This is a genomic window from Micromonospora sp. 067-2, assembly GCF_046549295.1.
Taxonomy (GTDB): domain Bacteria; phylum Actinomycetota; class Actinomycetes; order Mycobacteriales; family Micromonosporaceae; genus Micromonospora.
Genome location: NZ_JAJPWB010000002.1, coordinates 260,642 through 281,586, shown reverse-complemented (window position 1 = coordinate 281,586; position 20,945 = coordinate 260,642). Strand labels below are relative to the sequence as shown.

Here is a 20,945-nt window from a genome sequence, read left to right as displayed (position 1 = left end):
CGGTGCGGGGACGACCGGCGTGGGGCGTTCCCCACCGCCGGCTTTGTCGCTGATCCTCACACGATGGCGGAACCGGCGGCGGCGCGGGGCGGTGATGGGCCGGATACCGCCGGTCGGGCGGCTGCGAAGATGGCAGGGTGGAACCCGCACAGCCAGCCGACCGCGTACCCGCCGATCGCACGCCGCCCGGCGGCCAGCCGCCGGGTGACCTGCCAGCCAGCGGTGGGGAACCTGCCGCGACCGACCCGACACCGCCGGCCGGTGAGCCGGCCCTCGTCGCGTCGGGTCCGGCCGACGCGCCGGCGACGGACGAACCGACCCCGGGCCGGCCCGTCGCCGGGGTCGACACCGCGGAGACCGGTGAGCGGCCCGCGCCGCCGCCGCGGGTGGAGAAATCGGCCCGGTCGGAGCGGTCACCGAAGGACATGGCGATCTCGCTGCTGGTGCTGCTGATCCCGATCGCGCTGCTGCTGGCGTTCTATCGGGGTTTTCTCGGCGGTGACCAGGCAGCGCCCGTCGACCCTGCCCCGGCGATCGAGCAGGCCGTGTCGACGAACGCCTTCCCGGTGGGCCAGCCGCAGGGGCTCGGCTCCGGCTGGCGCACCGTCAGCGCCCGCTACCAGACCGTCGCGGACGGCGCGAACCTGCGGCTCGGCTACCTCACGCCGGAGGGGCGGGGAGTCCAACTGTTGCAGAGCAACGTGCCGGCCGAGCGGCTGCTTCCCGCCGAGCTGACCGGCCAGGCCCAGCCGCAGGGCCCGACGGAGTTGGGCGGGCGCACCTGGCAGCGCTACAGCACGCGGGGCAACCAGCAGGCGCTGGTCCTGCTGGAGCCGACCCGTACGGTGATCGTCGTCGGTGACGCCCGGGAGAACGAACTACGGGAACTCGCCGCCGCGCTGCGCTGACGTCACGTCGGTAATTCGGGACGCAAGGGCGGTTGTCCGACCCGTCGAACGGGAACAGAGGGAAAGGCGATCCGGGTGCGTTGCCCGGTCCGGGTCGCCCGACGCAGCCGACGGTGCTGCTGCGTCGTCGGAGTTTCCGGCGCCGTCCAGGTCGTCGGGTGACCCCCCTGGGAGACACGCATGACTGTTCGACGCCTCAGCGCCGGCCTGGTAGCCGCCGCTCTGTTCACGCCCGCCCTGGCGGCCTGCGCCAGCGGCGGGACCGGCACGGCCGGATCGACCGCGTCCCCGACGACGGGCGCATCCGCCACGGCGAGCGCGTCCGGCGCGCCCGTCGCGGGCGACGCCAAGCAGGCGCTGCTCGACTCCACCAAGGAGATCAGCAACGGCAACTTCCGGTTCACTCTCGCCGGCGCCGGGTCGACGGCGGAAGGTCAGGTGCACCAGCCGAGCCAGAGCGCCGCCATGAAGATCTCCATCGGTGGCCCCTCATCCGACCTGGCCATGAAGCTCGACGTGATCCACTCCAAGCCGGACAGCTGGGTGAAGCTGGAACTGACCGGCCCGACCGCCAACAGCCTGCCCGCCATCAAGCAGCTCAACCTCGGCAAGTACCAGCACCTCGACCAGACCCGGATCAAGGGCAACCGGAGCCTCGGCTTCGACTTCGACCAGGTCGACCCGGCCGGCAGCGCCGTGTTGACCCAGGGCATCACCGAGGTCCGGAGCACCGGCACCGGCGCGTACGCCGGCACCATCGACGTGACCAAGGCGGCCGAGGCCGGCTCGCTGAACGCCGCCACGATCGCCGCGCTGGGCACGCAGGCGAAGACGGTTCCGTTCACCGCGCAGGTGGACCCGCAGGGCCGGCTCACCCAGCTGGTGCTGCAGCTGCCGGCCGCCGGGCAGACCGCCGCCCAGGAGATCCGGCTGACGTACTCCGACTACGGTGCCGCCACCGCCGCGCAGAAGCCGCCGGCGGACCAGGTCGTCGAGGCGCCGGCCGAGCTGTACAGCCTGTTCAACTGACGGTCGTACGCGGGTGGGGCGACAGCGGTCGCCCCACCGGCGGTCAGGCTGCGGGCTCCTGCCGGGCCGCCTCGATCCGCGCCCGCGCGCCGTCCAACCAGCGCTGGCAGATCACCGCCAGCGCCTCGCCGCGCTCCCAGAGCGCCAGCGACTCCTCCAGAGACGTGCCGCCGGCTTCCAGCCGCTCCACCACCGAGGCCAGCTCGGCGCGGGCCTGCTCGTAGTTGAGCCGCTCGTCCGGCCCGGCCTTCGTGTCGTCAGTCATCGCGTCCATCTCAGCACATCACCCATCGGCCGCCGCGCCCCGCCACTCAGCCGTCCACCGTGGCGGCCAGCTCACCATCGGCCAGCCGGACCCGCAGCGGGTCGCCCTTGCCGACCTCTGCCGCCGCGCGGACCACGTGGCCGTCCGCGCGCTGCACGATGGCGTACCCCCGGTCGAGGGTGGCGGCGGGGGAGAGTGCGCGCAGCCGGGCAAGGGTGTGGCGCAGCTCGTCGTCGGCCGCGCCGAGCCGGTGGTCCAGGCATCGCCCGGCACGCTGACGCAGCGCGGTCAGCTCGGTCGCCCGCTGCTCGATCATCGCCTGGGGGCGGGCGAGAACCGGCCGGGACCGGAGCCCGTCGAGCCGGTGGGACTCACGGTCGACCAGGTTGCGCACCGCCCGCTGCAGGCGGTGCCGGGCCTGGCCGATGAGGCGTACCTCCTCGGTGAGGTCGGGGACCACCCGCTTGGCCGCGTCGGTCGGGGTGGAGGCGCGGACGTCGGCGACGTAGTCGACCAGCGGCGCGTCCGTCTCGTGGCCGATCGCGCTGACCACCGGGGTACGGCAGCCGAACACCGCGCGGCACAGCGCCTCGTCGGAGAAGGGCAGCAGGTCCTCGATGCCGCCGCCGCCCCGGGCGATGATGATCACCTCGATGCTCGGGTCGGCGTCCAGCACCTTGAGCGCGTCGATGATCTGCGGCACCGCGGACGGGCCCTGCACGGCCACGTTGACCGTGCGGAACTCCACCGCCGGCCAGCGCCGTCGTGCGTTGGTCAGCACGTCCCGCTCGGCGGCCGACGCCCGGCCGGTGATCAGCCCGATCCGGCCGGGCAGGAACGGCAGCCGACGCTTGCGGGCCCGGTCGAACAGCCCCTCGGCGGCGAGCAACTTCTTGAGCTTCTCCAGCCGGGCCAGCAACTCGCCGAGCCCCACCTGACGGATCTCGTCGGCCCGCAGGCTCAGCGTGCCGCGCGCGGCGTAGAACTCCGGCTTGGCGTGCAACACCACCCGAGCGCCCTCGCGCAGCTCCGGAGCGCCCGTGTCCAGCACGTCCCGGTTGGTGGTGACGGTCAGACTCAGGTCGGCCGACGGGTCACGCAGGGTGAGAAAGACGGTGCTGGCCCCCGGCCGACGGCTAATCTGGGCCACCTGCCCGTCCACCCACACCCAGCCCAACTTGGCGATCCAGGCGCCCACCTTCTGGCTGACCACCCGAACAGGCCAAGGCTCCTCAGCGCTGCTGCCACCCACCCGCGCCGTCCCATCACTCACCCGCCCACCCTACGACCCGCCCCACCAGGCCCGTCGATCATGAAGCTATTGCCCTCCGTGGCGGCGTGTCGCGGCTACAACTTCGTGATCGACGCCGGTAGTGGGGGCTGCGCACAGGGTCTCGGCCGCTGTCGGTCGGGGGCCGGGCACGTACGATGGGGGGGTGATTGAGGCTCAGGCGACTCCCCGGACCCGCAAGCGCGTGCTCCTGGCCAAGCCCCGCGGCTACTGCGCTGGCGTCGACCGTGCGGTGCAGACCGTCGAGGAGGCGCTGAAGCTCTACGGCGCCCCGATCTACGTCCGCAAGCAGATCGTGCACAACCGGCACGTCGTGCAGACCCTGGAGTCCCAGGGCGCGATCTTCGTGGAGGAGAACGAGGAGGTGCCGGAGGGCGCCACCGTCATCTTCTCGGCGCACGGCGTGGCCCCCGAGGTCTACGAGCAGGCGAAGCAGCGGTCGCTGAGAGCGATCGACGCGACCTGCCCGCTGGTCACCAAGGTGCACCAGGAGGCGAAGCGGTTCGCCGCCGAGGACTACGACATCCTGCTGATCGGCCACGAGGGGCACGAGGAGGTCGTCGGCACCGCTGGTGAGGCTCCCGCGCACATCCAACTGGTGGACGGCCCCGACGGCGTCGACAAGATCACTGTTCGTGACCCGGAGAAGGTGGTCTGGCTCTCCCAGACCACGCTGTCGGTGGACGAGACGCTGGAGACGGTCGCCAAGCTCAAGCAGAGGCTGCCACTGCTCCAGTCCCCGCCCAGCGACGACATCTGCTACGCCACCTCCAACCGGCAGCACGTCGTCAAGGAGATCGCCCCGGAGTGCGATGTGGTGATCGTCGTCGGCTCGACGAACTCCTCCAACTCCGTGCGGCTGGTCGAGGTGGCCCTGGACGCCGGTGCCCGCGCCGGTCACCTCGTCGACTTCGCCCACGAGATCGACGACGCCTGGCTGGCCGACGCGCGCACCGTCGGAGTGTCCTCCGGCGCGAGCGTTCCGGAGGATCTGGTTCGTGACGTGCTGGCGCACCTGGCGGCGCGCGGTTTCGCCGACGTCGAGGAGATCACCACCGCGAACGAGCGGCTCACCTTCTCGCTCCCCCAGGAGCTGAAGCGGGACATGAAGGCCGCGGCGGCCCGCGGTTGATCAGAGTCGGTCGGGAGGTGGTGGGAACGCCCCGCCACTGCGACGCGTCGAACCGGGCATGAGGACATTTCGGCTCGTCGTCCCCGCCCTGATGGTCTGCGCGGCGCTGAGCGCCTGCGGCGGCACGGACGGCCCCGCCACCCCCACCCCGAGCGGGCCGTCACCGGTCACCGGGCAGCCCACCCCCACCGCATCCGGCCCGGCAACCCCCGGCACCTCGACCCCCGGCCCCGCGACACCAACCTCCACCGGGAAGCCCAAACCACCCGGCGGACCCAGCGTCCCCCCGCCGGTCGGTGCCACCGAGCTGACCGGCACCATCACCTCCGGGGTGGAGCCGAACTGCGTGCTGCTGGACGGCTACCTGCTGATCGGCGGCCCCCGGGACGTCCTGGCCGCGGGTGCCCGGGTGACCGTCACCGGCCGGGTGGCGCCCGACATCATGACCACCTGCCAGCAGGGCACCCCATTCGCCGTGGAGACCGCGCGCCGCAGCTGACCCGAGCTGCCGTTCCGCCGCGCCCGCCGGCCGGTCTCCGTGTCGGCTGGCGGCGGGTGGTCAGCGGTCGCGGTCGGCCGGGATGGCGTCGTCCAGCAGCTCGGGTGCCTGGGGCTGGCGGGGAGCCAGCTCGACCTGGGCCGGGCTGGCCAGCTCTTCGTCCGAGACGCCAAGCTCGGCGAGCTTCCGGGCGCTGACCAGCACCCGGGCCTCCAGCGAGCCGACCGCCCTGTTGTACGCGGTCACCGCGCCGGCCAACGACGACCCGAGCTTGCCCACGTGGTCTCCGAGGGTGGAGAGCCGGGTGTACAGCTCCCGTGCCAGCGTGTGCACCGCGAGGGCATTGCGGGCCAGCGCCTCCTGCCGCCAGGAGTAGGCCACCGTGCGGAGGAGGGCGACCAGGGTGGCCGGCGTGGCCAACACCACGTTGCGGGTGAAGGCGTGCTCCAGCAGCGTCGGGTCACGCTGGAGCGCCACGTCGAGGAACGGGTCGGCGGGGACGAACAGCACCACGAACTCGGGCGAGCTGTCGAACGCGGACCAGTAGGACTTCGCGGCCAACGCGTCGACGTGCCCGCGCAGGTGCCGGGCGTGCGCGTCGAGGTGGGTGTCCCGGCCGCGCTCGTCGCGGGCCTCCATCGCGGTGAGGTACGCGTCGAACGGCGCCTTGGCGTCCACCACCACCGACCGGCCACCGTGCAGCCGGACCACCAGATCCGGGCGGACGACCTGCTCGTCGGTGGCGGCGGTGACCTGCTCGGAGAAGTCGCAGTGCTCCAGCATGCCGGCCGCCTCGACGATCCGGCGTAGTTGGTGCTCGCCCCAGCGACCTCGCACCTGGGGCGCGCGCAGGGCCGCCACCAGCTGCTTGGTCTCGGTGCGTAGCTCGCCGGAGACCGCGTTCATCGAGCGGACCTGCTCCCGCAGCTCGGCGTACGCGTCGACCCGGTCGTGCTCCAGCTCGGCCACCCGCTGCTCGTAGCGTCGCAGGGTGTCGTGCAGCGGTGCCACCGCGCGGGCCACCGCCTCCTGGGACTGGGCGGTGGCCTCGTAGCTCAACGCCCGCATGGACTGCTCCAGCCGGCCCTCGCCCTCCCGGGTCGCGGTCAGCGTGGCGTCCAGCCGGGCGATGTCGACCGCCGACCGGGACCGGGCCGCGAGCCAGCCCACCGCCCCGCCGGTGCCGAGGCACAGGATCACCAGGAGCAGCGTCGAGACGTCCATCACCGGAGCTTGCCAGACGGATACGACGTGACAGCCGGGGGTACGTTCGAATACATGGAAACTGTGCTGTGCCTTGTCGTCGTGCTGGTGGGCGCGCTGGGCGCCGCGGCGCTCATCCGCACTCAGGCCACCGCCCGTCGACGCACCGAACTCGGCGACGCCCGCGCGGAGGCGCAGCGCTGGTACGAGCGCCTCGGCGGCCAGTTGATGAACCTGCAGGGCGACGACCCGGCGGTCCGGCAGGCCCTCTCCGACGCCGGTGAGCGGTACAACGCGGCGGGGTCGCAGCTGGAGCAGGCGCGTACGTCGAACCAGTTCGCGTTGGCCCGGGAGACCGCGCTGGAGGGCCTGGCGTACATCCGGGCGGCACGAACGGCGTTGGGTATCGATCCCGGCCCCGAGGTGCCGCAGTTGGCTGCGGCGCGCGGCGTCGGGCAGCTCACCAAGGAGCGCGAGGTCGACGTGCAGGGGCAGACCTTCCGGGCCGGCCCGCAGCCCGGCCGGGAGACGCCGTACTACTACCCCGGTGGGCGCTACCAGGGCCGGGGAGTGCCGGCCGGTTGGTACTCGACACCGTGGTGGAAGACGGCGCTCGGCACCGGTGCCGGTGTGCTCGGCGGCATCCTGATCGCCGACGCCCTGTTCTCGCCCGCCTTCGCCGACCCGGGTTACGGCTACGACGCCGGGTACCAGGAGGGCTTCGGCGACGGCGTCGACCAGGGTGGTGACGGCGGCGACCAGGGTGGTGACGGCGGCGACCAGGGTGGTGACCAGGACTTCGGCGGCGGTGACCAGGGCGGCGACTTCGGTGGCGGCGGCGACTACGCGGGCGGCGACTTCGGTGGCGGCGGTTTCGGTGGCGGCGACTTCGGCGGCGGCGGGGACTTCGGCGGTGGGGACTTCGGCGGTGGGGACTGGTGACCGTCGCTGAGTGAGGACGCGGACAGGCCCCGGTCACCGTGACCGGGGCCTGTCGCTCGCCGTCGCTCAGCCGGTGTTGCGCATTCCGGCGGCGATGCCGTTGACCGTGGTCAGCAGCGCCCGCTCCAGGGCCGTTCCGTCGCTCGGGGCGCGCCGCCCTCCGGGTGCGGTGGCCACCGCCCGTCCGGCGGCACCAGACTCCCGGTACTGCCGCAGCAACGCCACCTGAAGGTGGTGCAGCGGCTCCAGGTAGGTGTCCCGGACGGCCAGGGTGCGCTGGAGCACCGGCGAGTTGTCCAGTAGGGCGGGGGAGGCGGTCACCGCCAGCACCTCCCGCTTGGTCAGCTCGTACTCCTGCTCGATCTGCTCGAAGATCGGGTGCAGCTTCTCCGGGACCAGCGTCTCGACGTACCGGCGGGCGATGCTCAGGTCGGTCTTGGTCACCATCATCTCGACGTTCGACAGGAACGTGCGGAAGAAGTGCCAGTTGCGGTTCATCTCGGCCAGTACGTCCGCCAACCCGGCCTCTCGGGCCGCGGCCAGCCCGGAGCCCACGCCGAACCAGCCCGGCACGATCTGCCGGGTCTGCGTCCAGCCGAACACCCACGGGATGGCCCGCAGCCCGGACAGCCCCGCGCCGGTGTTGGGGCGCTTCGCCGGCCGGGAGCCGATGTTCAGCGCGCCCAGCAGTTCGGTGGGGGTGGACGCCCAGAAGTACGCCGGCAGGTCCGGGTCCTCGACCAGCGACCGGTACGACCGGAAGGCCGACTCGGACACCACGTCCATCGTGGCGTCCCAGCGCTCCAGCATCTCTGCCGGCTGCCGGGGAGCGGTGTGCAGCAGCGTCGCCTGGAGCACCGCCGCGAGGGTGAGCTCCAGGTTCTCCCGGGCCAGTGACGGCAGGGTGTACTTGTCGGAGATGACCTCGCCCTGCTCGGTCACCTTGATCGCGCCGTCCAGCGTGCCGTACGGCTGAGCGAGGATCGCCTCGTGCGTCGGGCCGCCGCCGCGCCCCACCGTGCCGCCCCGGCCGTGGAACAGCCGCAGGTGCACCCCGTGCCGGGCGGCCACGTCGCGAAGGGCGCGCTGCGCCCGGTGGATGGACCACTGGCTGGTGGTGATCCCGGCCTCCTTGTTGGAGTCCGAGTAGCCGAGCATGACCTCCTGCACGTCGCCCCGGGCCGTCACCAGCGCCCGGTACGCGGGCAGCGACAGCAGCTCGTCGAGGAGTTCGCCGCCGGCGTTCAGCTCGGCCGGGGTCTCCAGCAGCGGCACGAATCCCACCCGTGCCCGCCCGCTGTGCACGTCGACCAGCCCGGCCTCGCGGCCCAGCACCACCGCGGCCAGCACGTCGTCGACGCCGAGGGTCATCGAGATGATGTACGACTCGATCACCTCGGTGCCGAACCGGTCCTGTGCCTCCCGAATGGTGCCGAAGACGTCGAACGTCTTGCGTGCCGACTCGGAGAGCGGGGTGTCGACCGTGGACAGCGGTCGTCGACCGGTCAGCTCGTCGGCGAGCAGCTTGGTGCGCTCCAGCCGGGTCAGGGCCGGGTAGTCGGTGATCTCACCGATGGCTCCGTACAGCTGGGCCAGAACCGCGTGGTGCGCCTCGGCGTGCTCCCGCACGTCCATGGTGGCCAGGTGCAGACCGAATGCCGAGACGGTCCGGATGGTGGACGCCAACCGGCCGACGGCGGTGAGCTGCCCGGAGTTGCGGGCCAGCGAGGCGCGCAACAGCTCCAGGTCGGCGATCAGCTCGGCGGAGCCGTGGTAGTCCCGGCCCGGCACGTGCGCCGTGCCCTGACGCAACCGCTGCCGGGTGTTGGCCAGCTTCGCCTTCACACAGCGCGCCTTGAGCCGGTACGGCTCCTCGGCGTTGACCCGGCGGAACCGCGCTGCCACCTCGGGCAGCGCGTCCAGGTCGGTGGCGAGGCTGGCGGAGAGGTCCAGTGACACGCCGCGCAGCCGGCGGGAGACCGACACCTCGTTGATCAGGTGGTCCATCGCCTTCTCGGTGGCGGCGATGCCGTGCTCGTGCTGGATGGTGAGCACCTCACGGGTGACCGCCGGGGTGACGAACGGGTTGCCGTCGCGGTCGCCGCCGATCCAGGTTCCGAAGCTCAGCGGTCGAGCGGTGGGTGAGGTCTCCACGCCGAGCGTGCGCAGCGTGTCGGCCAGGTCGTCGAGCACCTGCGGGGCGGCCTCGGCGTACAGGTCGCGCAGGTAGTAGATGGCGTTGCGGGCCTCGTCCGTCGGGTCCGGGCGGTCCAGTCGCAGCTCGTCGGTCTGCCACATCAGGTCCAGCAGCTCGGCCAGCCGGCGGTTCGCCGGGCCCTCGTCGCTGGCGCCGTAGAGGATCGCGTTCGCGGTCTCGGTGTCCAACTCGTCGGCGATGGCCCGCAGCTTCGACAGGATCGAACGGCGGGCCGCCTCGGTCGGGTGGGCGGTGAAGACCGGCCGGACCGCCAGCCGACGGGCCGCGGCGGCGATCTCCTCGGCCGGCACCCCGCGCTCGGCGATCATCTTGGCTGCCTGGTCCAGCCAGCCGCCCTGCACGGCGCGGCGGCGGCGCAGGTCCCGGGCGCGGTGCACCTGCTCGGTGATGTTGGCCAGGTGGAAGTAGGTGGAGAAGGCGCGGGCCAGCTTGGTGCCGGTGGTCACGTCGAGCCCGCCGAGCCGCTGCGCGGCTGCCGGGGCGTCGGTGCGGACCTGGGCGCGGATCTCTTCGACCAGGTCGAGCAGCGGGCCGCCCTCCTGGCGGGCCAGCGTCTGGCCGAGCAGGGTGCCGAGCCGGCGGATGTCGGCGCGCAGCGCGGCGTCCGGGCCGTCGTGGTCATGCTGGTCGGTCACGATGCGCTCCTCACGTGAGTACGAAGGACAGCGCTGTCCGACTCCCTGGATGGTATCCGCGCGAGGTTGGGTGGCAGCAGGGGCTCTCCGCATGGTGCGCCGTGACGCGGAACACCCGGGAGATCACCTCAGCGGCTCGCTCGGGGTGTCGCCCGGCTGCCCCGGACCAGGGCGGCGGCGATCAGCGCGACGAGCCCGACCACCGACCAGAGCGCCAGCCCGGTGATCGACCAAGCGGCCGAGCGCCGGTCGAAGTACACCGCCGACTTGATCAGATCGGTGGTCAGCCCGGGCACGTTCCACCGGTGCATCCCGCGCAGCCAGGTGGGCAGGAACTCGGGCGCGTAGATGCCGCCGGAGCCGGGGTTGCCGAGCACCACCAGCAGCAGGATGACCAGTCCGGTGCCGAGGACGCCCAGCCAACCCTGGATCGCGGCGGCGACCATCGCGGCGGCGAAGGCGGCGAGCACGCCGGTGCCGGCGATGGCCGGCAGGTCGTGGTTCCAGACGTCCAGCACCGGGCCGACGATCACCGCTCCGATGATGCCGAGGACCACGCTGTACACGGCGAGCGCGCCGATCCGCAGGCCGGCGCGGCGCAGGCTGCGCGGGGCGGTGCCGAGGGAGATGCCGAGCGCGGTCGAGGCCAGATAACCGCCGAGGACGTACCCGATGGCCAGGTAGAAGGGCACGAGACCGCGCGGGTCGGTGCTGGCCACCGGCACCTCGTCGGTCACCCGCAGAGGCAGTCGGGCCTGCTGGGCGGCGGCGGTGAGCACCTGGACGACGAGATCGGTGGCGGCCGGGGCACCGGCACTGGCGGTGGTCAGGACCAGCCCGCCGTCGGGCGTGGAGCCGAGCACCGCGTACACCTCGCGGCTGGTCAGGCCGTCGTCGGCGGCGCCCGTGTCGTCGTACCCGATGGCTTTGATCTTGTTGGTCCGGTCGCGGACGGCGGCCAGGACCGCCCGCGCGGGTCGGTCGGCCGCCGCCACCCCGACCGGCACGTCCCGGGGCTTGGGCTGGTGCAGGGCGCCGACGTAGGCGGCGATGAACGCGGTGGCCAGCGCCAGGGTGCCGAGCAGCAGGCCGACGGTACGGGGTAGCCAGTCGCGAACCCGGACCTCCGATGCCTCGTCCATTCCGCCAGCCTATGGTGGCCTTCACCCTGTTTAAGGCTTTTCGTGGGGCAGAAATGCGCTGGTCCCGACCGCTACCGTCTGATCATGATCGTGCCGCGTTATCCCGCCAAGCCGCAGCCGGGCGACCGGGTCGCCGTCGTCTCACCCTCCGCCGGCCTGCCGGGTCTCTTTCCCCAGGTGTACGAGTTGGGCCTGCGCCGGCTGCGCGAGGAGTTCGGACTGGAGCCGGTGGAGTACCCGACCACCCGGGTGATGGGGGCCGACCCGCGCGACCGGGCGCGTGACCTGAGCGCCGCCTTCGCCGACCCGACCATCACGGCGGTGCTGGCCACCGTGGGCGGGCAGGACCTGATCACGGTCACCCCGCACCTCGACGACGACGTGCTGCGGGCCAACCCGAAGCCCTACTTCGGCTACTCGGACAACACCAACGTGCTCAACCACCTGCACCGGCTGGGGATCGTGGCCTACCACGGCGGGTCGGTGCTGGTGCACCTCGGCCGGCCCGGCACGCCGCACCCGTTGACCTTCGACTCGCTGCGCGCCGCCCTCTTCACCTCGGGCTGGTACGACCTCACGCCCGCACCCCAGTGGGGTGACCGACCGAACCCGTGGACCGAACCGGAGACGTTGGCGCACGAGCCGGAGATGCTGCCGGGGGAGGGCTGGCACTGGCAGGGGCCGGCACGGGTGGTGCGTGGGCGTACCTGGGGCGGCTGCCTGGAGATCCTGCACTGGCTGATGGCCACCGACCGGGTCGCCCCGGCCGCGACACTGGCCGGCTCGGTGCTGCTGATCGAGACCTCTCAGGAGTTGCCCTCGGACACCGAGGTCTACCGGATCCTGCGCAACATGGGCGAGCGAGGCCTGCTCGCCGGGTTCCCGGCCATCCTGGTCGGTCGGGCCAAGGCGTGGGACTTCGACCAGCCGCACACCCCCGACCAGCGCCAGGCGTACCGGGCGGCCCAGCGGGCCGCGGTGACCCGGGCCTGCGCCGAGTACGCCCCGCAGGCGGTGGTGGTCTTCGACGTCGACCTCGGGCACACCGATCCGCAACTGATCATCCCGTACGGCGGGGAGATCCTCGTCGACGCTGTCGAGCGCCGGATCGCGGTGCGCTACTGACCTCTCCGTCGACGTGCGGTGGTGCTCAGCCGCCGACGACGGCGAAGGCGCGGACCGGGAAGGTGCCCATGCCGGCCACCCTCGGCGGCGCCGCGGTGAACCGGAAGCCGCTCGGCGGGAGGTCGTCCAGACCGGTCAGGTGCTCCACGATCGGGATGCCGGCGGCGAGCAGAACACTGTGCGCGGGGCGTGTGCCGCCCGCCGCCGGGCTCATGTCGTCGAGGTTGATCGAGTCGATGCCGACCAGCACGGCGCCGGCGTCGGCCAGCGCCTGAGCGGCGTCCCCGGTCAGGTACGGCGCCTCCGGCGCGCCGTACCGCTCGGTGCCGAAATGCTCGTCCCATCCGGTGTGCAGGAGCACCGCGCGCCCGGCCACCTCGTACGGCGCCAGCATCAGCCGGTCCACGGCTCGAGTACCGGTCGGCACCCGGACCACCACGCCGGGCAGGTCGGCGAGCCGATCCAGTCGTACCCCGGCCAGGTCGTCGCCACCAGCCCAGCGGTGGCCGGGAGCATCCAGGTACGTGCCGGTGTTGGCGATCATGTCGATCTCGGCCACCCAGAACTCGGTGCCCGGCGCGTAGTTCGCCCGGGACGCCTCGAAGGTCAGCCAGTCGCCGATCCGGGGCGCGGGCCAGCCGGGCAGCGTGATCATCCCGTCGCTGATCACGTGGTTCAGCTCGACGTACCGGCGGTCGGTGGTCGGCTCGGCAGCGGCGACGCCCCGCCCGCCCTTGTGCGGCTCTTCGATGATCGTCTTCGCGCTGATCCGTACCTCGGCGACCATCAGCAGCCCGAGATGCCGGACGAACGACGCGGCCAGGTCCTCGTCGGTGATCTCCCGACCCGGGATGTCCAGGCGGAACCCCTCGGTCCGCAGACCGCCGCCGTTGGCGAAGTCCACCTCGGCATCGAACCGTGCTCGCCACTGCTCACCCATAACCAACCTGATCACGGCCATCCGGCCCCGGTCAAGATCGCGCCGGCCGCTCGGCAGGATCCGCGTGGGCCGGTTCGGCGAGATCCGCGCGGGGAGAGGGGGGAGAGGGCAAGGGCGCGAGGTGTGGGGCGCGAGGTGTGGGGCTCGGGGCGCGGGCTCGGGGCGCGGGGTGGCCGGGGGCGGCGTGGGACCTGGCAGAAGGGGACGAGTGTCGGTCGGCGGGGATAGGCTGGGTGTCGTGCACCCCCCGTCCAACCGGACGAGGGGCAGCCGTCGTGTGCCTCGACTCCCCTGGAAGTGATTGCCTTGCTCACCGGTCTGTTCTCCGCCGCCCTGGCCGACCCCGGGCTGGCCCGGGCACGTGACCTGGCGCGCTCCGGTGCCGCGCAGGTCGACGGCCTCGACATCACCGCCCCTGCCGCGCTGCGCCCGTTCGCGGTGGCCGCCGTCGCCGCCGATCCCGACGGTGGCGGGGCCGGGCGGCCGGTGCTGGCCGTGACCGCCACGACCCGGGAGGCCGATGACCTGGCCGCCGCGCTGGCCGGGTTGCTGCCGGCCGACCAGGTGGCGGTCTTTCCGTCCTGGGAGACGCTGCCGCACGAGCGGCTCTCCCCACGCTCGGACACCGTCGGCCGTCGGCTTGCCGTGCTGCGTCGGCTGGCGCACCCGGCCTCGGCCGACGCGCACGGCCGCACCGGGCCGTTGCGGGTGCTCGTGGCCCCGGTTCGTTCGTTGCTCCAGCCGCAGCTCAAGGGGCTCGGTGACCTGGAGCCGGTGCAGCTCGCCGCGGGCGAGGAGGCGGACCTGGAGGAGGTCGCCCGCCGACTGATCGACATGGCGTACGCCCGGGTCGACCTGGTCACGAAGCGCGGTGAGTTCGCGGTGCGCGGCGGCATCCTGGACGTCTTCCCGCCGACCGACGAGCACCCGTCGCGGGTCGAGTTCTGGGGTGACGAGGTGGAGGAGATCCGCACCTTCGCCGTCGCCGACCAGCGGACCATCGATCAGGTGCCGCTGCTGTGGGCACCGCCGTGCCGGGAGTTGCTGCTCACCCCCGAGGTGCGGGAACGGGCCGCCGCGCTGTCTCAGGAGCACCCCGAGCTGGCCGAGATCCTGGACAAGCTGGCCGAGGGCATCCCGGTGGAGGGCATGGAGTCCCTGGCGCCGGTGCTCGTCGGCCCCGACTCGCTGGAGCTGGTGCTGGACGTCATGCCGTCCGGCACCCACGTCCTGCTGTCCGACCCGGAGCGGATCCGCACCCGGGCGCACGACCTGGTGCGTACGTCGGAGGAGTTCCTCCAGGCCAGCTGGGCCGCCGCCGCGGTTGGCGGTCAGGCCCCGGTGGACGTCGGCGCGGCCGCCTTCCGCACCCTGGGTGACGTGCGCGCCGCCGCCGGCAAACTGGGCCAGCCGTGGTGGACGCTGTCCCCGTTCGGCCTGGTCGACGACCCTCATTCGGTCCGGAGTGCCGGCTCCCGGCGGGGAAACCGAACGACGGTCGAGGCGGCGACCGTCGAGACGCGGCAGCCCTGGGAGGACGCGCCGGAGGAGGCCGCCGTCACCCCGGACGACGCCATCGCGGTGACCCTGGCCGCCCAGCCGGCCCCGCTCTACCACGGCGAGACCGCCCGGCTGGTCGACGATCTCAAGCGCTGGGCCGGCGAGGGCTGGTCGATCGCGTTGGTCTTCGAGGGGCACGGCTCCGCCCAGCGTGCCGTGGAGGTGCTGCGCGACGCCGGGTTGGGTTCCCGGCTCGCCGAGGAGGTGCCGACCGCGCCGGCCCCCGGCGAGTTGGTGGTCACCTGCGGCGCGCTGGGCAGCGGGTTCGTCGACGAGGCGTCCCGCTTCGTGTTGCTCACCGGCAACGACGTCAGCGGCGGTCGGGGCACCTCGACCCGGGACATGCGCAAGATGCCGAGCCGTCGGCGTAACACCATCGACCCGTTGGAGCTCAAGGCCGGCGACCACGTGGTGCACGAGTCCCACGGCATCGGCCGGTACGTGGAGCTGGTGCAACGCACCGTCAACGGCGCGAGCCGGGAATACCTGGTCATCGAGTACGCGGCCAGCAAGCGGGGTCAGCCCGGCGACCGGCTCTTCGTCCCGACCGACCAGCTCGACCAGCTCTCCCGCTACGTGGGCGGCGAGCAGCCGACCCTGCACAAGATGGGCGGGTCGGACTGGCAGAAGTCCAAGGCCCGCGCCCGCAAGGCGGTGCGGGAGATCGCCGCGCAGCTGATCCAGCTCTACGCCGCCCGCAAGGCGTCGAAGGGTCACTCGTTCGGCCCGGACACTCCCTGGCAGCGGGAGTTGGAGGACGCGTTCCCCTGGCAGGAGACGCCGGACCAGCTCGCCGCGATCGACGAGGTCAAGCGGGACATGGAGCAGACCGTCCCGATGGACCGGTTGATCTGCGGCGACGTCGGCTACGGCAAGACCGAGATCGCGGTTCGGGCGGCGTTCAAGGCGGTGCAGGACGGCAAGCAGGTGGCGGTGCTGGTGCCGACGACGCTGCTGGTGCAGCAGCACTACAACACGTTCGCCGAGCGGATGAGCCAGTTCCCCGTGGAGATCCGGCAGCTGTCCCGGTTCCAGACCCCGAAGGAGACCGAGCGGACGATGGAGATGGTCGCCGACGGCACCGTCGACATCGTCATCGGCACCCACCGGCTGCTGCAGACCGCCACCCGGTTCAAGCAACTGGGTCTGGTGGTCGTCGACGAGGAGCAGCGCTTCGGTGTCGAGCACAAGGAGCACCTGAAGACGTTGCGCGCCTCGGTCGACGTGCTGAGCATGTCGGCCACGCCGATTCCGCGCACCCTGGAGATGGCGATCACCGGCATCCGGGAGATGTCCACCATCGCCACGCCGCCGGAGGAACGGCACCCGGTGCTCACCTTCGTGGGCGCGCAGGACGACCGGCAGGTGGCCGCGTCGATCCACCGGGAGCTGCTGCGCGACGGGCAGGTCTTCTATCTGCACAACCGGGTCGAGTCGATCGACCGGGCGGCGCGGCGGTTGCGCGAGTTGGTGCCCGAGGCCCGGGTCGCGGTGGCGCACGGCCAGATGGGCGAGGACGCCCTGGAGAAGGTCATGGTGGGCTTCTGGGAGAAGGAGTTCGACGTCCTGGTCTGCACGACGATCGTGGAGTCCGGCATCGACATCCCGAACGCCAACACCCTGATCGTGGAGCGCGCCGACCTCCTGGGTCTGGCCCAGCTGCACCAGATCCGTGGTCGGGTCGGCCGGGGCAGGGAACGGGCGTACGCCTATTTCCTCTACCCGCCGGAGAAGCCGCTCACCGAGCACGCCCACGAGCGGCTGGCCACCATCGCCCAGCACACCGAGCTGGGCGCCGGCATGTACGTGGCGATGAAGGACCTGGAGATCCGGGGCGCCGGCAACCTGCTCGGCGGCGAGCAGTCCGGGCACATCGAGGGTGTCGGCTTCGACCTGTACGTGCGAATGGTCGGTGAGGCGGTCTCGGCGTTCAAGGGCGAGCGGCCGGAGGAGGAGGCAGACGTCAAGATCGACCTGCCGATCGACGCGCACCTGCCGCACGACTACGTGAGTGTGGAACGGCTGCGTCTGGAGATGTACCGCAAGCTCGCCGAGGCCCGCGACTCCGAGCGGTTGGGCGAGGTGGTCGCCGAGATGACCGACCGGTACGGCGAGCCGCCGGCTCCGGTGCAGAACCTGGTCGAGGTGGCCCGGTTCCGTCTGCTGGCCCGCCGCTACGGTCTGTCCGACGTGTCGATGCAGGGCAAGCACGTGCGGTTCGCGCCGCTGCCGCTGCCCGACTCGAAGCAGCTGCGGCTGAAGCGGTACCACCCGGACGCGGTCTACAAGCAGGCCACCGACCAGGTCAGTGTGCCCCGACCGAGCACCCGTCGGATCGGTGGCGAACCGCTGCGCGACCAGGTACTGCTCCAGTGGTGTGCGCAACTGCTCTCCGACGTGCTGGGCGCTCCCGCCCCGGCCGTGCCGGCGGGGGCGACCGCCTGAGCCGGGGACGGTGTCGGCGCCGGGTGCGCCGACACCGTCCCGACCGCGGGGCGGGCGAGGTGGGGGGCGTCACAGCGACGCGTACCGCCGTGAGAGAGTGACCGTCATGCGTGCTCGCCGTCTTGTCGCCGTCGCCACCGTGGCGGTCGGTCTCGTCGCCCTCTCCGGTTGCCGTGCCGAGCCCGGCATCGCCGCCTACGTCGGTGACCACCGCATCACCGATGACAGGGTCGCCGCCGTGCTGAAGGATGCGCGCGACAAGAACCCGAAGCCGACCGCGTCGCCGACCCCGTCGTCCACGCCGGCCGAACAGCCCACCCCGCCGGAGCCGCAGCTGCCCGGGGCCGTCCAGGTGGCCAGCGTCCTGGTGCTCAGCGAGGTGTGCGAGCAGATCTCCGACGAGAAGAACTACCAGCCGCGCAGCCAGGTGGCGCCCGAGCAGGTCGCCGAGGGTCTCGGGCTGACGGTCGGGACCGGGTACGTGCGGGAGGTCGCCCAGCTCTACACCTGCCTGTCCGGGGTGCCGTCCGAGCCGGTCGCGCCGACCCAGCAGGAGCTGGCCGCTGTGATCGCGGTCGGCCGCGAGGCGGGCCTGATCCCGGCGACCACGACCGACGAGGCCGCCGCCAGCCAACTCGACGGCGACCAGCTGCGCGGTGCGCTGGCCGCCCGACGGTCGCTGGTCGAGGCTGCCAAGGGCTACGACGTGACGGTCAACCCCCGGTACCGCCCACTGGAGTTCCCGGTGCTCAGCTTCCCCAACAACGTGGCCGCGGTGAGCGTGCCGCTGGGTGAGCTGGGTTCCGAGGCGGTCACCGACATCTCCACCCCGGAGCCGGCGTCCTCGAGCGCGGCCCCGGAGGCCGAGGGCACGGCCAGCTGAGTATGTCGGCACGGATCGTCCTGCTGGTCACGTCGCCCCGGCTGCCGGCCGGGCTGCTGACCGCCGCCGCGTGGGACGTCGTACGCCAGCACCCGGTGCTGACCGGCGCGGAGAGCGAGCTGGTCACGGCCGTGCGCCACGCGGGCGCCGAGGTCACGGTGGTGGACGGGTCGGCGACGCAGCCGCTGCTGGACGCGATGGCGGCGCACGGCGCGGCGGTCTGGTTGGCCGGCCCGGCCGGCGACGAGTCGTTGGCCCGGGAGCTGGGTCTGCGGCTGGCCAGGCAGCCGGGGTTGGCCGAGTTGGAGCTGATGTACGGCTCGTGGGATCCGCCGGGCGCCCGACTGCTGGACGCGGTGGCCGTGCTGGACCGGCTGGCCTCCCCGGGCGGCGATCCGTGGAAGCGGGCACAGACGCACCGCAGCCTCGCCGGTTTTCTGCTCGAGGAGTGCTACGAGGCGTACGACGCGATAAGCGCCGGCGACACGGACGCGCTGCGCGAGGAGTTGGGTGACGTGCTGCTGCAGGTGGTGCTGCACGCCCGCCTCGCCGAGGAGTTGCCCGAGGGTGAGCGTTGGAACGTCGACGACGTGGCCGGTGGGTTGGTCGACAAGATGATCCGGCGTAACCCGCACGTGTTCGCCGGTGCCGAGGCGGGCACCTTGGAGGAGATCACCGCCAACTGGGAGCGGATCAAGCGGGCCGAGAAGGCGCGTGAGTCGGTGCTGGACGGCGTGGCGCTGAGCCAGCCGGCCCTCGCCCTGGCCGCGACGATCCTGGACCGCGCCGCCCGGGTGGGTCTGGCCGTCCCACCCCCACTGGCCGACTCCCAGGTGGACGCGGAGGCGAGGCTAGGTGCCAGCCTGTTGACCACGGTAGCGGCGGCCCGGCAGGCCAACCTGAACCCCGAGGCAGCCCTGCGCCGCACCACCCTGGCCTATGCCGAAGCAGTCCGCGCCGCCGAAACCCAACCCCCCACCGCCTCACCCCCTACACCTCGTTGATCATGAAGTTGTTGCCATGACACGCCGGTGCGGTTGGCAATAACTTCATGATCGACGGGAGTAACCCGCGGGGGAGGGGGCGGTCGGTAGGGTTGGCGGGTGGAAGCGTTTGGGGTTCTGGCCGAGCGGGTTGTCGAGGCGTTGCTGGAGAGCCGGCCTGGGGTGGCCACTGCGGCGGGGGATCACCGGTTCGACGACCGGCTGCCGGACCTGTCCGCCGACGCGCTCGCCGCCGACCGGGCGATGCTCTCCGACGCGGCGAACGCGCTGTCCGAACTGGACCCCGACTCGCTCGACGTCGAGGAGCAGGTCGATCATGCGCTGCTCACCTCCTTCGTGGACCGGGAGTTGTTCGAGCTGACCGAGATCCGGTCGCACGAGTGGGACCCGTTGCACCACAACCCCGGCCCGCTGCTCCATCCGCTGCTGGCCCGCCCGTATGCCCCGGTCGAGGTGCGGCTGACCCAACTGGCGGGCCGGCTCGACGCCGTACCGGACGCCCTGGCGACCGCACGCGCGACGCTGCGGGACATGCCGCGGATCCATGCCGAGACGGCCGTCGGGCAGTTCACCGGCACGGCCGCGCTGATCCGCGACGAGCTGCCGGGGCTGCTCGCCCAGGCGACCGGCGGCTTCGACCGGGTGGAGCCGGCCGCAACGGCGGCGATCGCCGCGCTGGAGGAGTTCGTCGCCTGGCTGCGTGCCGGCCTGGCCGCCGACGCCGGCCCCGGCCGCGACCCCCGGTTGGGCCGCCGCCGCTGGGAGGCCCGCCTCTGGCACACCCTGGACACCGAGCTTGGCGCCGCCGAGATCCAACGCCGGGCCTGGGCCAACCTGGACCGGGTCACCGGCCAGATCCGCGAGGCCGCCGTCGAGCTGGTCGGTGGCCGGGCCGACGACGCAGCGGTACGTCAGGCGCTGGGCGTGCTCGCCGCCGAGCATCCGGACGACCGGACCATCGTCGAGCTGGCCGGGGTGACCCTGGACCAGGCGACCGACTTCGTCCGTGCGCACGACCTGGTCACCCTGGTCGCCGACCAGTGCGTCATCCAGGAGATGCCGGAGTTCGCCCGGGGCGTCGCGGTGGCGTACTGCGACGCGCCCGGCCCGCTGGAGACCGCCACCCTGCCGACCTTCTACTGCATCGCACCCACCCCGACGGACTGGCCGGCGCGGCGGGTGGAGTCGTTCTACCGCGAGTACAACGACCACATGATCCGGAACCTCACCGTGCACGAGGCGATGCCCGGGCACTTCCTGCAGCTCGCCCACGCCCGTCGCTACGTCGGCGGCACCCGGGTGCGGGCGCTGGCCGAATCCGGCCCGTTCATCGAGGGCTGGGCCGTGTACGCGGAGGAGTTGATGGTCGGGCTCGGCTTCGGGGGCCTGCCGGTGCGGTTGCAGCAGCTCAAGATGCAGCTTCGGATGACCATCAACGCGCTGCTCGACCAACTGGTGCACGCCGAGGAGCTGCCCGAGGCCGAGGCGATGGCGCTGATGACGGGGCGCGGCTTCCAGGAGGAGGGCGAGGCGGCCGGCAAGTGGCGCCGCTCGCTGCTCACGTCCACGCAGCTCTCCACCTACTTCGTCGGCTACAGCGAGGTGGCCGAGATCGCCGCCGCCCGCCCGGACGGGGTGCCGGTGCGCGACTGGCACGACTCGATGCTCGCTCACGACTGCCCGCCCCCGCGCCACCTGCGTACCCTGCTCGGGGTCTAGCCCAG

General features: G+C 72.5%; 16 protein-coding genes. 10 read left to right on the top strand and 6 right to left on the bottom strand.

The features are described from left to right. Positions 1–137 precede the first annotated feature (137 nt). On the top strand, positions 138–908 hold the full coding sequence (locus tag ACLJN9_RS04865; RefSeq protein ID WP_410809806.1) for a DUF4245 family protein: 771 nt from the start codon (positions 138–140) through the stop codon (positions 906–908). 180 nt (positions 909–1,088) lie between these two features. Further along, positions 1,089–1,937 carry a hypothetical protein gene (locus ACLJN9_RS04860; RefSeq protein ID WP_410809805.1) on the top strand — a complete coding sequence of 283 codons (849 nt, stop codon included), beginning with the start codon at positions 1,089–1,091 and terminating at the stop codon, positions 1,935–1,937. A gap of 43 nt (positions 1,938–1,980) precedes the next feature. Here ACLJN9_RS04860 and ACLJN9_RS04855 read toward each other — a convergent pair whose 3' ends face one another. Further along, positions 1,981–2,202, bottom strand: a complete 222-nt coding sequence (locus tag ACLJN9_RS04855; RefSeq protein WP_410809804.1) for an exodeoxyribonuclease VII small subunit — start codon at positions 2,200–2,202, stop codon at positions 1,981–1,983. A gap of 46 nt (positions 2,203–2,248) precedes the next feature. After that, a complete protein-coding gene (gene xseA, locus ACLJN9_RS04850) occupies positions 2,249–3,475 on the bottom strand; it encodes an exodeoxyribonuclease VII large subunit (protein ID WP_410809803.1) in 1,227 nt (408 codons plus the stop codon). Between the two features lie 163 nt (positions 3,476–3,638). On the opposite strand from xseA, the gene ACLJN9_RS04845 reads away from it, so the two are divergent. Together ACLJN9_RS04845 and ACLJN9_RS04840 are read left to right on the top strand one after the other, a co-directional pair. Further along, complete coding sequence (locus tag ACLJN9_RS04845; protein ID WP_410809802.1) at positions 3,639–4,625, top strand: 4-hydroxy-3-methylbut-2-enyl diphosphate reductase; 987 nt, start codon at positions 3,639–3,641, stop codon at positions 4,623–4,625. A gap of 58 nt (positions 4,626–4,683) precedes the next feature. Continuing rightward, positions 4,684–5,124, top strand: a complete 441-nt coding sequence (locus tag ACLJN9_RS04840; RefSeq protein WP_410809801.1) for a hypothetical protein — start codon at positions 4,684–4,686, stop codon at positions 5,122–5,124. A gap of 60 nt (positions 5,125–5,184) precedes the next feature. Here the strand turns inward: ACLJN9_RS04840 and ACLJN9_RS04835 are convergent, their stop codons facing one another. After that, a complete protein-coding gene (locus ACLJN9_RS04835) occupies positions 5,185–6,348 on the bottom strand; it encodes a DNA recombination protein RmuC (protein ID WP_410809800.1) in 1,164 nt (387 codons plus the stop codon). Positions 6,349–6,402: 54 nt separating this feature from the next. On the opposite strand from ACLJN9_RS04835, the gene ACLJN9_RS04830 reads away from it, so the two are divergent. After that, the gene (locus ACLJN9_RS04830) at positions 6,403–7,269 is read left to right on the top strand and encodes a hypothetical protein (RefSeq protein ID WP_410809799.1); all 867 of its coding nucleotides are present in this window, start codon (positions 6,403–6,405) and stop codon (positions 7,267–7,269) included. 66 nt (positions 7,270–7,335) lie between these two features. Here the strand turns inward: ACLJN9_RS04830 and ppc are convergent, their stop codons facing one another. Continuing rightward, entirely contained in the window at positions 7,336–10,122 is a 2,787-nt protein-coding gene (gene ppc, locus ACLJN9_RS04825) for a phosphoenolpyruvate carboxylase (protein WP_410809798.1), read from the bottom strand. A 128-nt stretch (positions 10,123–10,250) separates the two neighbouring features. After that, a complete protein-coding gene (locus tag ACLJN9_RS04820; RefSeq protein ID WP_410809797.1) occupies positions 10,251–11,264 on the bottom strand; it encodes a hypothetical protein in 1,014 nt (337 codons plus the stop codon). 84 nt (positions 11,265–11,348) lie between these two features. Between ACLJN9_RS04820 and ACLJN9_RS04815 the strand changes: the two genes are divergently transcribed. Continuing rightward, entirely contained in the window at positions 11,349–12,389 is a 1,041-nt protein-coding gene (locus ACLJN9_RS04815; RefSeq protein ID WP_410809796.1) for a S66 peptidase family protein, read from the top strand. 25 nt (positions 12,390–12,414) lie between these two features. Here the strand turns inward: ACLJN9_RS04815 and ACLJN9_RS04810 are convergent, their stop codons facing one another. Continuing rightward, a complete protein-coding gene (locus ACLJN9_RS04810; RefSeq protein WP_410810196.1) occupies positions 12,415–13,329 on the bottom strand; it encodes a cyclase family protein in 915 nt (304 codons plus the stop codon). A 306-nt stretch (positions 13,330–13,635) separates the two neighbouring features. On the opposite strand from ACLJN9_RS04810, the gene mfd reads away from it, so the two are divergent. From mfd to ACLJN9_RS04790, 4 genes are all read left to right on the top strand, one after another. Beyond that, positions 13,636–17,334 (top strand): transcription-repair coupling factor, encoded by a 3,699-nt coding sequence (gene mfd / locus ACLJN9_RS04805; protein WP_410809795.1) that lies wholly within the window; start codon positions 13,636–13,638, stop codon positions 17,332–17,334. A 106-nt stretch (positions 17,335–17,440) separates the two neighbouring features. Next, on the top strand, positions 17,441–18,217 hold the full coding sequence (locus ACLJN9_RS04800) for a hypothetical protein (protein ID WP_410809794.1): 777 nt from the start codon (positions 17,441–17,443) through the stop codon (positions 18,215–18,217). Between the two features lie 2 nt (positions 18,218–18,219). Then, positions 18,220–19,221, top strand: coding sequence for a nucleoside triphosphate pyrophosphohydrolase (locus ACLJN9_RS04795; RefSeq protein ID WP_410809793.1), 1,002 nt, complete (start codon positions 18,220–18,222; stop codon positions 19,219–19,221). A 99-nt stretch (positions 19,222–19,320) separates the two neighbouring features. Next, entirely contained in the window at positions 19,321–20,940 is a 1,620-nt protein-coding gene (locus ACLJN9_RS04790) for a DUF885 domain-containing protein (protein ID WP_410809792.1), read from the top strand. The last annotated feature ends 5 nt before the right edge of the window (positions 20,941–20,945 follow it).

Coding starts and splice junctions, on each gene's coding strand:
- ACLJN9_RS04860 (WP_410809805.1), top strand. CDS start 1,089: ATGACTGTTCGACGCCTCAGCGCCGGCCTGGTAGCCGCCGCTCTGTTC.
- ACLJN9_RS04855 (WP_410809804.1), bottom strand. CDS start 2,202: ATGACTGACGACACGAAGGCCGGGCCGGACGAGCGGCTCAACTACGAG.
- ACLJN9_RS04840 (WP_410809801.1), top strand. CDS start 4,684: ATGAGGACATTTCGGCTCGTCGTCCCCGCCCTGATGGTCTGCGCGGCG.
- ACLJN9_RS04835 (WP_410809800.1), bottom strand. CDS start 6,348: ATGGACGTCTCGACGCTGCTCCTGGTGATCCTGTGCCTCGGCACCGGC.
- ACLJN9_RS04830 (WP_410809799.1), top strand. CDS start 6,403: ATGGAAACTGTGCTGTGCCTTGTCGTCGTGCTGGTGGGCGCGCTGGGC.
- ACLJN9_RS04820 (WP_410809797.1), bottom strand. CDS start 11,264: ATGGACGAGGCATCGGAGGTCCGGGTTCGCGACTGGCTACCCCGTACC.
- ACLJN9_RS04815 (WP_410809796.1), top strand. CDS start 11,349: ATGATCGTGCCGCGTTATCCCGCCAAGCCGCAGCCGGGCGACCGGGTC.
- ACLJN9_RS04810 (WP_410810196.1), bottom strand. CDS start 13,329: ATGGGTGAGCAGTGGCGAGCACGGTTCGATGCCGAGGTGGACTTCGCC.
- ACLJN9_RS04800 (WP_410809794.1), top strand. CDS start 17,441: ATGCGTGCTCGCCGTCTTGTCGCCGTCGCCACCGTGGCGGTCGGTCTC.
- ACLJN9_RS04795 (WP_410809793.1), top strand. CDS start 18,220: ATGTCGGCACGGATCGTCCTGCTGGTCACGTCGCCCCGGCTGCCGGCC.